At 43.3% G+C, this 12,357-nt stretch carries 13 protein-coding genes; 7 read left to right on the top strand and 6 right to left on the bottom strand.

Annotated features, from left to right (window positions below; translation table 11 throughout):
* Positions 1-25 precede the first annotated feature (25 nt).
* On the top strand, positions 26-847 hold the full coding sequence (locus tag B7P33_RS08335) for a universal stress protein (protein ID WP_097441520.1): 822 nt from the start codon (positions 26-28) through the stop codon (positions 845-847).
* A gap of 112 nt (positions 848-959) precedes the next feature.
* Here B7P33_RS08335 and B7P33_RS08330 read toward each other — a convergent pair whose 3' ends face one another.
* Both B7P33_RS08330 and B7P33_RS08325 read right to left on the bottom strand, forming a co-directional pair.
* On the bottom strand, positions 960-1,430 hold the full coding sequence (locus B7P33_RS08330; RefSeq protein ID WP_097441519.1) for a monoheme cytochrome C: 471 nt from the start codon (positions 1,428-1,430) through the stop codon (positions 960-962).
* 1 nt (position 1,431) lies between these two features.
* On the bottom strand, positions 1,432-2,655 hold the full coding sequence (locus B7P33_RS08325) for a sulfite oxidase (RefSeq protein WP_097441518.1): 1,224 nt from the start codon (positions 2,653-2,655) through the stop codon (positions 1,432-1,434).
* Between the two features lie 318 nt (positions 2,656-2,973).
* Between B7P33_RS08325 and B7P33_RS08320 the strand changes: the two genes are divergently transcribed.
* Both B7P33_RS08320 and B7P33_RS08315 read left to right on the top strand, forming a co-directional pair.
* On the top strand, positions 2,974-4,623 hold the full coding sequence (locus tag B7P33_RS08320) for a hypothetical protein (protein WP_097441517.1): 1,650 nt from the start codon (positions 2,974-2,976) through the stop codon (positions 4,621-4,623).
* Between the two features lie 203 nt (positions 4,624-4,826).
* The gene (locus B7P33_RS08315; protein ID WP_097441516.1) at positions 4,827-5,435 is read left to right on the top strand and encodes an alpha-ketoglutarate-dependent dioxygenase AlkB family protein; all 609 of its coding nucleotides are present in this window, start codon (positions 4,827-4,829) and stop codon (positions 5,433-5,435) included.
* 431 nt (positions 5,436-5,866) lie between these two features.
* On the opposite strand, the gene B7P33_RS08310 is transcribed toward B7P33_RS08315, so the two are convergent.
* On the bottom strand, positions 5,867-7,261 hold the full coding sequence (locus tag B7P33_RS08310; RefSeq protein ID WP_097441515.1) for a hypothetical protein: 1,395 nt from the start codon (positions 7,259-7,261) through the stop codon (positions 5,867-5,869).
* 240 nt (positions 7,262-7,501) lie between these two features.
* Here B7P33_RS08310 and B7P33_RS08305 point away from each other — a divergent pair, with 240 nt between their 5' ends.
* From B7P33_RS08305 to B7P33_RS08290, 4 genes are all read left to right on the top strand, one after another.
* Entirely contained in the window at positions 7,502-8,587 is a 1,086-nt protein-coding gene (locus tag B7P33_RS08305) for a serine hydrolase domain-containing protein (RefSeq protein WP_172435896.1), read from the top strand.
* A 162-nt stretch (positions 8,588-8,749) separates the two neighbouring features.
* A complete protein-coding gene (locus B7P33_RS08300) occupies positions 8,750-8,965 on the top strand; it encodes an addiction module protein (RefSeq protein WP_097441513.1) in 216 nt (71 codons plus the stop codon).
* A complete protein-coding gene (locus B7P33_RS19825) occupies positions 8,955-9,260 on the top strand; it encodes a type II toxin-antitoxin system RelE/ParE family toxin (RefSeq protein WP_097441512.1) in 306 nt (101 codons plus the stop codon). Before B7P33_RS08300 ends, B7P33_RS19825 begins: the two co-directional genes overlap by 11 nt.
* 9 nt (positions 9,261-9,269) lie before the next feature.
* A complete protein-coding gene (locus tag B7P33_RS08290; RefSeq protein ID WP_097441511.1) occupies positions 9,270-9,566 on the top strand; it encodes a hypothetical protein in 297 nt (98 codons plus the stop codon).
* Between the two features lie 79 nt (positions 9,567-9,645).
* On the opposite strand, the gene B7P33_RS08285 is transcribed toward B7P33_RS08290, so the two are convergent.
* Genes B7P33_RS08285 through ccoG form a run of 3 tightly spaced genes read right to left on the bottom strand, consistent with a single transcriptional unit; the run spans position 9,646 to position 12,295 of the window.
* Positions 9,646-10,353 carry a sulfite exporter TauE/SafE family protein gene (locus tag B7P33_RS08285; RefSeq protein ID WP_097441510.1) on the bottom strand — a complete coding sequence of 236 codons (708 nt, stop codon included), beginning with the start codon at positions 10,351-10,353 and terminating at the stop codon, positions 9,646-9,648.
* 15 nt (positions 10,354-10,368) lie between these two features.
* A complete protein-coding gene (locus B7P33_RS08280; RefSeq protein ID WP_097441509.1) occupies positions 10,369-10,824 on the bottom strand; it encodes a FixH family protein in 456 nt (151 codons plus the stop codon).
* 52 nt (positions 10,825-10,876) lie between these two features.
* Positions 10,877-12,295: a cytochrome c oxidase accessory protein CcoG gene (gene ccoG, locus B7P33_RS08275; protein WP_097441508.1), complete on the bottom strand. Its 1,419-nt coding sequence runs from the start codon at positions 12,293-12,295 to the stop codon at positions 10,877-10,879.
* Between the last annotated feature and the right edge of the window lie 62 nt (positions 12,296-12,357).

The following is a 12,357-nucleotide window of genomic DNA, read 5'->3' as shown; positions in this document are numbered from 1 at the left end:
CAACCCTTAAATTCCCCCAAATACCATGAAAAAGTTTATCGTACCCGTAGATTTTTCCGAGCAGTCGGAATACGCCCTAAAAGTGGCTGCTTCTTTGGCCAAAAGGCACGATGCCGAGATTTTGGCCTTGCATATGCTCGAATTATCCGAAGCCTTTATTTCCTCTTCAGAGGTTAACCAGCATCAACAAATGCTGTTTTTGATAAAATTGGCAGAGAAGAGATTCAGCGATTTTGTAAAGAAACCTTTTTTAGAAGGGGTACAGGTTACACCGATTATCAAACACTTTAAGGTGTTCAACGAACTCAATGAAGTGGCCAAGGAACAAGGGGCCGATCTTATTATTATGGGCTCACATGGTACCGACGGCTTAAAGGAACTCTTTATAGGTTCGAATGCCGAAAAGGTGGTACGTAATATGGATATCCCGGTATTGGTGATCAAAAACGACTGGGACGATTTTAAGGTAGAACAAATGGTCTTTGCCTGCGATTTCCAAAAAGAAAATTTGCCAGCCTATAAAAAGGCCAAGGCTTTTGCCGAATTGTTAAATGCCCAGATGAACTTGGTTTTCATTAATACTCCAGGCGATGACTTTTTAAGTACTTCAGATGCCTACGATCGTATCTCCAAATTCCAGAATTTGGCACATAACGGACAAGAAGTTGAGATTTACAATCACTATACCATTGAAAAAGGGATTTTGGAGTTCAGTGAAAAGACCAATGCCGATTTGATCGCTATCCCAACCCATGGCCGTAAAGGATTGTTGCATTTCTTTATGGGAAGCATAGGTGAAGATATTGCCAACCATTCCAAGATTCCGGTAATGACTTTTAAGATATAAAAAGATAATAGACCCATACCTGGTTCTATTAGGTTTTAGTTGATACGAAAAATCCCGTCAAAGGCCATTTGACGGGATTTTTATTTGTGTTAGAACAACTAAATCTTAGCTACTACTCCAAATCGTACCAAGCCACATCGGTTAGGTTTTGGCGACGGCCGTGGTGTACCGGGGCATAATATTCGCTGAGGTAATCGAGAATGATCACTTCATTGTTGCCCAGATCCCAAAGGCCTTGGGTTTCCTGCATCCATTCAATGGTATGTTTCCAAGCTTCCCGGTTCATACGGTTTTGGCTTACCAGCTTTCCTGAATGGCAGCTGGTACAGTTTTGTACCACGGTCATCAAACCTTCGCCCTCCACCAAACCTGAGGCTACATGCACTCCGTTTTCAATTAAATCGGGATCTACAACTTCTTCGGTTTCCGTTTCGGCGATCACCACCTCGGGGGTATTCATACCAAAAGGGTCGGGACTAGTGGCTACATAAACCAATAAAGCCCCGGCTGCTATTAAAATGGCAAAAAAGCCCAATAAGAGTCCGTACAGTTTTTGCAACAGCGATTGTAAAGGATTTTCCATCTTAGGCCTTTACTTTGATCGCAATACGGTGACAGGCATTGTTCAAATAGCCTTTGGGATTCCAGCCGGGTACCAACATCGGTTGTTTTTTACCGTTGCTATCCGTGGCACGGGCCCATACCTCATAATAACCTTCCGCCGGGAAGTTTACCGTAGCTTCAAAATGTTGCCAGGCCAAGCGATTAGCGGGTTTAGATAGGGTACACTCGGTCCAAGAGGCGCCAAAATCTATAGAGTACTCCATTTTAACCACCTCATATTCCCCGGCCCAGGCATGGCCCCGTATATGCAAAGGTTTCCCTTTGGCCAGGCGCCCCCCAGTTTTTGGATAAGTAATCAACGATTTTACAGGCATCGATTCAATAATGCACATATTCTCATCGGTAACTTCGGTTCCGGGTGCTACGGGTTTACAGGGCACCCTATAGGCCGAACCGGTCATTTTGGTACCGTCGTGTACTTTATTACGAACACTGATACCGGTTATCCATTTTCCGGATACCGAAGCCGGCCATCCGCCAGCGATCAAGCGTACCGGGTGTCCGTGTGCCAACGGTATGTCTTCCCCATTCATTTTAAAGGCGAGGAGGGTTTCGTCTTGTAGGGCTTTGCTCATGGGGCAGCCACGCGAAATAGGTTCTTTTTTAGGGTCGCCACTCAAGTGGGTATCGGCCGCATGATATCCAATATAAACGGCATCGTCCTTTATACCTACGTCTTCCAATACATCGCGAAGTCTTACGCCGGTCCATTCGGCACAGTATACGGCACCCAAGCCCCATTGGTTGCCTTTGGCCGGTGGGTCGAACTCGATCCTTCCGTTACCGCCACATTCCAAGGTAGCCTGGTAGGTGTATTGGGTAAACTTACTTTTCAGGTCTTGCAGGCTATAGGTTTTCGATTGCTTTACCGATTCCCCATCGAAGGTAATCGTCCAGCTGCCCACATCGATATCTTCGGGCATTACCCCATTGTTCCGAATAAAAATAGAAGCATTCGGGGTTACCTTATCGTCTAAAAGATGCGCTTGCGATTCAATATTCCAAGGGCGGTCGTTCAACACCTTCATATCGGGGTGCTTGCCAAAAGCCTTATACGGATCAACGGTATCCAGCCCAAGGGGGGTATAACCTTTGGGAAGGTGGTTGCCAAAAACGATATCGGCTCCAACCACTGTGGCTAGGCTCCCCAAGGCCGTTTTGGTCACAAAACTGCGTCTCTTCATAATAAAGTAAGGTTTGTTTGTGGCAATATACGGTGATCGTATACAATGTCCAATACCAAAAGATAACAGTGTCTAATATCAAAAGTCGTATGACTTTGTATAGGGTTGAGGGCATGTCTATATAAGCAGGCGCCAGAGAGGGAGTTCTCTATGATTTCGTCTATTTTGGAACTTTGGAATCCGGATTAAACAATTTCCAGCTCCATTTTCAAATGGGTACATCTTCAAATTGCTTCATTGTTACACGGGTACATCGTTACATTACCTAATTGTACATTGGAAAGAAGAGAATGGCTATCTTTAGGCCAAACCAACATCATGGCCATAAAACTTTCCAAGAAATTTTGGTTGCTCGGGGGGCTCGTACTGGTACTAGTGCTAGTTGCGGTCAATGCCTTGGTATCGCGTACCCTCGAAAAGAAGCTCACGGATTTTATAGTCGAAAACCCCTCCGGATGGTATTCCGCCGAGGTCGGTCAAGTACGCTTTCGCTTGCTGCGCGGGCTGTTGGAGGTAGACGATGTGGTCATACATCCCAAAACGGAAACCCTTGACAGTGTTACTTCCCGAACTAAGGCCCTGACCGATATTCGTATGCGCAGTTTACGCATAAGCGGTATTCATATCCTTAAAGCCCTTATCCAGTCTAAGATCGAGGTCGAAGAATTGCTTTTCGATGGCTTGCAGATCCAAACGTATCGCAATGGTAATTTTAAAAAGGCGGATAAGAAAACGGGGAGCCTGGATCTAGACGCCATACCTTTGGGTAAAATGCAAGGGGTGCGGGTAGACCAAATTCGCTTTAAAGCCTTGGAATTGGCGGTAATGGACCTACGTGATAGTAGCTACCTGTTCCGAAACGACCCCTTGGATATTAAAACGAGCGGCTTTGAAATCATACCCAATGATGCCGATGGTTTTCGCATGCGCTCCCTTCAAGAGCAGTTGAAAATCGGGGCGGTTCAAGTGGGTATGGACCGTATGCATTACAATGCCGGTTTCTCAGAATTGGTGTATGATTTTGCCAAGGGCGATTTACTTGTAAAGGATTTGGTTATAGATCCGCAAAAGTCGAACCAAGAAATGGCGGCCCTGTATCCGAACAGTAAGGATGTAGTGCATGTAAAACTACCGGAATTCAAGGTACACGGGCTTCAATTGGCCCGTATGGTTCGGGGCCACGGGGTGTATATAGATAGTATCGGTATCCATGACCTGGAATTGCAACTGTATAAAGACAAAGGCAAACCCTTTCATGCCGCGAAAACAAAAAAACTACCGCATTTGGCCTTACAACAAATGACAGATTCGCTTAGGATCGAAAAGGTGAAGGTTCAAAATGCCTCGGTGTTGATCCAAGAAAAATTGGCCAAACGCGATACCTTGCTTACGATTGATATTTCTAGAATAGTTGCCGAGCTAAACCATATTACCACTATCACCCCATTGGCCCAAACGCCTATGCGATTGAACTTGGATGGGGTATTGATGCAAAAGGCCCCTTTAGAACTATATATGGAGTTTCCTTTACAAAAGGGTTATCACGATTTTAGTTTTAGGGGTAGTTTGGGTGCGGCCCAATTATGTCTGTTCGATTCGGCCCTCTTCCCGGCCATAGGGTTAAAAGTACTTGAGGGCGACCTCGACTCAATGACCTTTAAGGGTACGGCCAATGCCACGGCCTCGCAAGGCAGTATGATCATGCTGTACCACGATCTCGAGGCCCATGTGTTCAAGGTGAATTCTTTGGAAGAGAATAAGTTCTTAAGCTGGGCGGTAAATACTCTGGTGAAAAAAGCCAATCCTACCCGAAAGAAAAAAGCTAGGGTGGCTGTAATGCATTTTAAACGGGATCCCTACAAAAGTGTAGGCAATTATCTATGGAAATCCATTCTCAGTGGAATAACCAATACCATGGCCCCAGGAGGTAAAACCGTAAAATCGCCTAAGAAAAAGCCTAGGCCTTAGTAAGGGAAAAGGCTTTAAAAATTTTGGTTCGATTTGAAAATTTGAGGATTTGAAAATGCCATAATCCCTAAGGGGTTTGTGGAATCGTTTAATCGGGTAGGTTACTTCGTGAAATACCTGTAAAACCATTACACATCCCCCTTGGGGATAATAGCGGGGTAAATTGAACCTGTTTCACCAAAAACAAGCCGTATTTTTGAGGAATGGATCTATTCGAACATACCCCTTTAGATTTGGTAAACCTGTTGCCCTTCGATGGCGAGGTGTATTATTACGGTAAGGTAATTGATGCGGCCCGGGCCGAGCACTATTTCCAAAGGCTTATGGAAGGTATTGCATGGAAGCATGACGAGGCCATGATTTTCGGTAAAAAAGTGGTGACCAAGCGCAAGGTAGCCTGGTATGGCGACCGACCTTTTTCCTATACCTATTCCAAAATCACCAAACAGGCCTTGCCGTGGACGCCCGAGCTTTTGGAGTTAAAAGCATTAGTGGAACAAAAAACCGGAACCACCTATAACTCTTGTTTGTTGAACCTGTATCATACCGGCGAAGAGGGAATGGCCTGGCATAGCGATGGCGAAAAAGACCTTAAAAAACACGGCACCATAGCCTCTTTAAGTTTAGGCACCACCCGAAAGTTCGGGTTTAAACATAAACAGACCATAGCCACCCGCTGGATGCAACTCGAACCAGGAAGCCTATTAACCATGCAAGGCACCACACAAGACCATTGGCTACATCGGTTACCGCCAACAAAAAAGGTGCTTACCCCAAGAATCAACCTTACTTTTAGGACAATAGTCCGTTGATTTGAAAATTTGAAAATGGTTGGAATTAGGGATGACTTTTTTGAAATTCCCTTCTCCCTCAGGGAGAGGGGTTAGGGGTGAGGGTTGCACCGTATACCGCCAACCAAAAGGTACAAAGCCCTCGGATTAATTTGACTTTTAAAACTTTAATAAGGTGATTTATGTATTGAAGGTTAATTTGTTATGAAAATTGCATATCCTAATTTCCTTTTTCCCTACATGATAGCTAAGGGTTATCTTGTGTCGCAATAGCGGTAGGGAGAGGGTGGCATCGCTTACCACCGACCAAAAAGGTAAATAGGGCCCGGATCAACCTTACTTTTAGGAGTATAATTGGTGATTTGAAAATTTGAAAATGGTTGGAATTGAACACTCCTTTGGGGCCTTTCTGGTTTAAGGGGGCTTAGCAACCTCTAATTCCGGTCATACAATCACCTTTGCTCTAAGGTGTTTGGCGCATTGTTGGAATTTTGTTCGGTGTTTTCCATGGGGTAGAGCCAATTGAGTTGGTTTAGCTTTTGTTGTGAAGTGGGCGTTATTGGCATAAGTGCAGGGGTACTCTTAAATTGATACATAAGGTTGATTTTGCTTTTTTGAATATGCGGGCCATAGTGGTCATGATGTGAATCAAAATGAATCGTGTTTGGGTTTAATATCGTGCCAAAATAATCTTCATGTACTACCATGGGATAATTTTTCTTTGTCCTTTTGCGCCAATCAGGGCCAAAGAAGCGGATGCGGATTTTATTGTTTTTTACGGTTACTATGCCCATACCACTCATATCTTGACCCACAAAATCACAAGTGCCAATAGTTCCTTTGACAAGGGAAGCGGTGATATTGGCGTGCGCGGCATCAAAAGTGTTTTTCGGATATTTGTTTGATCTACATGCTATTTGGTCAAGGCCCGATAGCCATAGTTTTTTGGCATATCCATTGGGATACAGCGCTAATCCGGAAACCATTTTTATTTCGCGGTCTTCGGTTTTTGTTCCATAGACCAAACGCGTGGCATCGGCGGTGTTTTTATCTTTAAGGTCTAAGAGGTTTTGGCGAAAAAAATAACCTTGATATTGAATACCAGTTAGGGATTCGGGGCATTGTTCTTTTATGATATGTGGATAACTATCCAATTGTTGCTTTTTAATTTCGTAAAAGTCACCAGGGAATCTATCTTTTAGCTTATCCAATGTATTTTTGGTTTCCGGTGGTAACGCTCTTGCAGAAGTGGTAGCTCTAAAATTGAATCTCTCAGCTATGTCATGTGACTGAAGGTTGTAAAAATTCAAGAATTTGAAAAAGAAGAGTGTGGAATCGTTTTCAATTTTTCCGATGTACGAATATGCTGGCCTGTCCTTAATGGGTCTTCCGTAACCGTCCCAGTGATGTGAGTAGAAATCTATCCTTATTTGGGAACCAGTTCTACGAACAACACCTAAATTGTAAATTTCTTTTCGGGCTTTACATCCCCGATCTTCTTCCACAAGACGTATTAGATGTTTATGTCCGGCTTCATAAGTGTTTTTCAGTTTTTTATAGGAACGACAGTCTATGGGACGTATCGAATCGCGCACCCATAAATTGGTAGCATAACCATCAGGGGAAATACTAAAGGCATTTACCGTATTAAAGGTTTTCTTGCCATTATGATAATAGCCACTAATGGTGGTAGGTGTTTCTCTAAAGTAATATCCCTTTGTAAGTAGCTTTACGGGTATTTCTGCAATGGAAGAAGCCTTGGGTGTTTGATGGTTTGTTTTTTGGGATTGGGAAAAGGCAAGGTTAAAGAGAAGATAAAGGGTTAAGTGGAGCAGGGATTTGGTCATGTTGGTAATTCGTTGGTCGGTGTAATTTAATGAAAAACACTAACACTTATAAATGAAAACATTGGTATATTGTGGATTGTTGCATCTTTTACGATTAAAAGACCGACTGTGATGTTTTTAAAGCATTGACCCATGCCGTGGTAGTTTACATCATTGATTCTAAAATCACTAGCTATATTTGGAATGGTTTCTTATATAATGGTTACCTTTTTGATCGCTATTTCTTTAAATGTATCAAATATGCCGGGGAAAAATATGTACATCCTGATTTTAGGTCTACTCGTACTTACGAAAATAGATGCCCAAAATAAGCAGACGGACCAGATTACAAAGGAGCAATCGGAATTAATAAAAGAGCAGCTTGAAGCATTCCCCGAAAAAGCCCAACTAGCAGTAGCCATAATCGATAACGGAAGTGTCAATTACTATGGGGTACTACGAAAACAAGATGAGGTGCAGGTCGTAGTCAACAGGGATAGCGTATTTGAAATCGGATCTATTACCAAAGTGTTTACGGCAACCCTACTGGCCGATTTTGTCGTGAACGGAAAAGTCGATTTAGATGATACGATCAATGGGTATCTAGGTTTTACCCTAAAAGATGATGTCCAGATCACTTTTAAACAGCTGGCGACACATACCTCTGGGCTTCCGCGCCTGCCTAAAAGTTTAAGTTCACCTACCCTAGATTTGACCAATCCGTATAAGACTTTCGATAGAGAGCGGCTAAAAGAAGATCTGTCCGTTCATCTCAAAATGTCGTCTACCCCAGGTACAAAATCCGAATATTCCAATTTAGGTGTGGGTTTGTTGGGCTTCGTATTGGGTGAAATGGAAGGCGCTAGTTATGGCGAGTTGGTTACTGGCAAGATTTTTGACAGATTCCAAATGACCCATACAACCACCAACCGATCAACCGTAAAAGATAAGTTGGTAAAAGGATTAAATGATGATGGGGAGGAGGTTTCCCAATGGGATTTGGCCATTTTAATGGGGGCCGGCGGTGTTGTTTCGACTACGGCCGATTTGGCCAAATTCGCCCTGGCCCAGTTCGATGAAGCCAATGCGAGCCTAGCCCTGACAAGAAAACCGCATTATAAGGCAACGGAAAGCTTTTCAACCGGATTGGCCTGGGGTATCGTTAAGCAAGATGCAGATGCGGTGTGGTATTGGCACAATGGCGGTACAGGGGGCTATTCGGCATCCATGATAATCGATGTGGAAAATAAAAACGGGGTCATTGTGCTGTCAAATATTTCCGCACTCGGAAAATTGACAAAAAAAGTAATGGATTTAAGCCCGGAGTTAATGAAAACCTTGGAGTAGTTAGGTTCTAATCGACTTCTAAATAGGTATAAGGCAAAAGCATTTTTCATGCTTCTGTTATAATTAGTTATCTTGCTAATACTGGTTTGGTGTTTTAATACGAAGTGATTGATACCAATGAATTCATTGGACCCTAAATGCAAACTCGAAAAATAAGGTAGTATGAGTATTGATGAGATTAAGAAACTATCTAGGGAAAAGAAAATACTTCTAGTTCAGGAAATATGGGATGATTTAGAAAAGGAATCCATCCCGCTAAGCGAAGCGGTTCAACAAGAACTTGAAAATCGTTTGGCCCTCCATAAAAAAGGGCAGATGAAGTATATTTCCCTAGAAGAATCACGCTTAAGGAATACAGACAAACGCAATGGGTTATAAACTTCAAATATCAGAAGCTGCTGATTCCGATATAACCCATGCCATTGCGTATTATGAACATATTCGAAAAGGTCTTTCCATTGATTTTGAGTTATGCTTAGAAGAGGGTTATGCCGACATTCTAAGAACTCCATTGGGGTATCAGTATAGATACGAAGAGGTTCGGGTTAAATTCATAAGACGATTTCCGTTTGGGATACATTATTTGGTTGAGGGAACTGATATTTATGTGCTTTCTGTGTTTCATACTTCACAGAATCCTAAAAAATGGACTAATCGATTATCAAGTGAATAAATAAAATATATGACTATACCCGAAATTAAATTAATTCCAAAACCTGAATCCGAAGAAGGCCGACAGGCTTTGGGCTACAAATGGAACAATATTGCCGGTACCAGACATAAACTTGGCGGTAAGCCAGATGGTTTACCGGTACAGGAATACCCATTGTGCGATTCATGTAAATCAACAATGACTTTTTACGCCCAAATCGATTCCATTGGGGACGATTATGATTTGGCCGACTGTATGCTTATACACTCGTTCGTTTGTTTCGACTGTTATGAGGTGAAAAGTCAGTTAACCCAGTCTCTAGTTTAGGGGGTACAACATGAAATGTTGGTATAATTGATAGATTGGATAAATGGTTCGGACTATTCTACAACATCGCACACCAATATCAAGGCGTATGGCACTCCACCTCAGCAGTAACTTCTTGGGTGGCCATTTTAGGCGATACATAAGGGATACCGAGACCGAGTCCGCGTAAGATAAAAAGGGCCCCGATCAGCATTACGAAAACCGGGATCAGTTTACGTACCTTAGCCTTAAACGAGTTTTTAAATAAATGGCTAAAATATATGACCGAGGTCATTAAGGGGATGGTACCCAATCCAAAAAGGATCATATACAACGAACCTTCGGCCGGGCTGCCCATGGCCAAGGCTCCAAAAAGGGCCATATAGACCAGACCACAGGGAAGAAATCCGTTTAAGAAACCGATGGAAAGAAAGGTATCGGGCGATTTTTTGGCCAATTCCTTACCCAAACGGGATTTAAGTTTACCTATGATTTTAAACAAAGGTTGGGCCAGTTTAAAACGGGCGAACCTATGCTGGGGCAGTAATACGATCAAAATCATAAGCACCCCAATGGCAATGGAGAGTTTTTGCTGCATGCCAAAAATATAGAGGCCCTTGCCCAAGAATCCGAAAACCAGACCGATAAGGCCGTAGGCCAGTAAGCGCCCGACATGGTACAGGCCGATCTGTCCGGCCTTTTTCAAGGGTTTTTTATGGTCTACCGGCAGCATAAAGGCAATGGGTCCGCACATACCCATACAGTGCAGACTGCCCATTAAACCCAATAAAAATGCTGTGGCGACCATAGTCAGTACATGGGATTATTGTGGTACCCAAGTGATACTTTCTTTTTGTAGATAAGCATCGTCTTGGTATTTCCAATCGATTTTTAGGTCCCAGCGACCATCCAACAAACGAGTGTCAGGTATTAGCAAATGCGGGTCGGATAGACTTAAGGGTAAGTCAAAATCCAGGTGTTTGTTGGACGGTCTATATAGGGACACTGTACCTTGGATCTTAGCGGGATCCAAGTGTTCTGGGAAAGAAAGTACAAGACCTTCTTTGGTCTTTTCTATAGTTATCTTGTATGCCGCTCCCGTCTTTTTTTCGGCATCTATTTCCTTTTGGTATTCCAGTTCCTGTTTGTAGTAGTCTTCGGTAACCAAATCGTGATCGGCCCTTCTATTGGTACTCATATAGATTACGAAATACATGATAAAGCCAATAAAACTAACGATGGCTATGACGATTCCGGTACCCCAATTCAACTTTTTCATTACTATCGTTTTTAAACCACTACTTACACTAATTCAACTCCCAATTATGGATTTATCTAAAACTCTTGGGGGCCAAAAAGCGTGCGGTAGCCGTTTCTACCTGCACCTCGCCACTGAAAACCCCAATAGTTAGTTTGTTTTTGTCGCCTTTAAGATCGCCTTGGTCAATTTCTATAAACAGGGTACCCTCGGCCAGATCTTGGGCCGGTACCGTAAAGTTCTTGTGGGTAACCAACTCAATGCTGCCATCGTGCGAAAGCAACTTAAAGGAAACGTCCTCAATATCCTTAGAGGTCTTGTTTACCAATTTGTAGGTATACACATTACTGATAATGTTACCTTCTTTATGCTCGTACAATTGACCGGGTAAGCGCAGTACATTGGCCTCGAGGTCGTTTCTGAGGAACAACATACCAATCAAAATACCTACCAATAAAAATAGTACGGCGCTATAGCCCTTCATACGGGCATTCCACTGGAATTTGGCCTTTTTCTCAATGTTCTCCTCGCTGGCGTAACGGATAAGCCCTCGGGGTTTCTTGATACGATCCATAATATGGTCGCACTCATCGATACAGGCAGTACAGTTAACACACTCTAATTGGGTGCCGTTTCTGATATCGATTCCAGTGGGGCAAACGTGTACACACTGTAAACAATCGATACAGTCACCATGGCCCAGAGCCTCTCGGTCTTCGTTTTTACGAAATTTTTTGCGACCGTTCTCACCTTCGCCCCGTACATGGTCGTAGGCCACAACAATCGATTTGTTATCGAGCAGCACGCCCTGTAAACGTCCGTACGGACAAGCTATGATACAAACTTGTTCCCTAAACCAGGCGAACACCCAATAGAAAACCCCGGTAAAGATCACCAAGGGTATAAAGGTGCCCAAATGGTGTTGGGGGCCGTCTGTAATGTATAACATAAGTTTATCGGAGCCGATCAAATAGGCCAAAAAGATATTGGCGATAAACCAAGAGATTACGGCATAGATAAACCATTTCAGCAGGCGTTTCCTGATTTTTTCGGCATTCCATTTCTGTCGTGCCAAACGCTGTTGGGCCCCACGGTCCCCATCGATCCAATATTCGATACGACGGAAGACCATTTCGAGGAAAATGGTCTGCGGACACATCCATCCGCAGAAAATACGACCAAAGCCAACGGTAAAAAGGGCGATAAAGATCACGCCGATGATCATGGAGATCACGAAGAGGTGGAAATCTTGGGGCCAGAAGGGGAAACCAAAGATGTTAAAGCGCCTTTCGAGCACATTGAACATCAGGAATTGGTTGCCATTGATCTTGATAAAAGGCGAGGCAAAAAGGAAGAGCAATAGCCCATAGCTTACCCATTTTCGGTAGTTGTAAAACCTACCACTGGGTTTTTTTGGGTATATCCATGCCCGTTTTCCTTCCTCGCTTATCGTAGCGATCGAATCCCTAAATCTTTCTTCCTGTTCTTGCATGATGTTGCTTTTTACCGTTGACTAGGGTCGGTTCTATTTCTAGTTCAAGGTTTTGGCTGCGT

This window comes from Sediminicola luteus (assembly GCF_002514735.1).
GTDB lineage: Bacteria > Bacteroidota > Bacteroidia > Flavobacteriales > Flavobacteriaceae > HQA918.
The sequence above is the reverse complement of the archived record's forward strand: the minus strand, read 5'-3'. Positions and strand labels throughout refer to the sequence as shown.

Bases quoted from the DNA above. Each gene is read 5' to 3' on its own strand.
- B7P33_RS08335 (WP_097441520.1), top strand. From the start codon at position 26: ATGAAAAAGTTTATCGTACCCGTAGATTTTTCCGAGCAGTCGGAATAC.
- B7P33_RS08330 (WP_097441519.1), bottom strand. From the start codon at position 1,430: ATGGAAAATCCTTTACAATCGCTGTTGCAAAAACTGTACGGACTCTTA.
- B7P33_RS08325 (WP_097441518.1), bottom strand. From the start codon at position 2,655: ATGAAGAGACGCAGTTTTGTGACCAAAACGGCCTTGGGGAGCCTAGCC.
- B7P33_RS08320 (WP_097441517.1), top strand. From the start codon at position 2,974: ATGGCCATAAAACTTTCCAAGAAATTTTGGTTGCTCGGGGGGCTCGTA.
- B7P33_RS08315 (WP_097441516.1), top strand. From the start codon at position 4,827: ATGGATCTATTCGAACATACCCCTTTAGATTTGGTAAACCTGTTGCCC.
- B7P33_RS08310 (WP_097441515.1), bottom strand. From the start codon at position 7,261: ATGACCAAATCCCTGCTCCACTTAACCCTTTATCTTCTCTTTAACCTT.
- B7P33_RS08305 (WP_172435896.1), top strand. From the start codon at position 7,502: ATGCCGGGGAAAAATATGTACATCCTGATTTTAGGTCTACTCGTACTT.
- B7P33_RS08300 (WP_097441513.1), top strand. From the start codon at position 8,750: ATGAGTATTGATGAGATTAAGAAACTATCTAGGGAAAAGAAAATACTT.
- B7P33_RS19825 (WP_097441512.1), top strand. From the start codon at position 8,955: ATGGGTTATAAACTTCAAATATCAGAAGCTGCTGATTCCGATATAACC.
- B7P33_RS08290 (WP_097441511.1), top strand. From the start codon at position 9,270: ATGACTATACCCGAAATTAAATTAATTCCAAAACCTGAATCCGAAGAA.
- B7P33_RS08285 (WP_097441510.1), bottom strand. From the start codon at position 10,353: ATGGTCGCCACAGCATTTTTATTGGGTTTAATGGGCAGTCTGCACTGT.
- B7P33_RS08280 (WP_097441509.1), bottom strand. From the start codon at position 10,824: ATGAAAAAGTTGAATTGGGGTACCGGAATCGTCATAGCCATCGTTAGT.
- ccoG (WP_097441508.1), bottom strand. From the start codon at position 12,295: ATGCAAGAACAGGAAGAAAGATTTAGGGATTCGATCGCTACGATAAGC.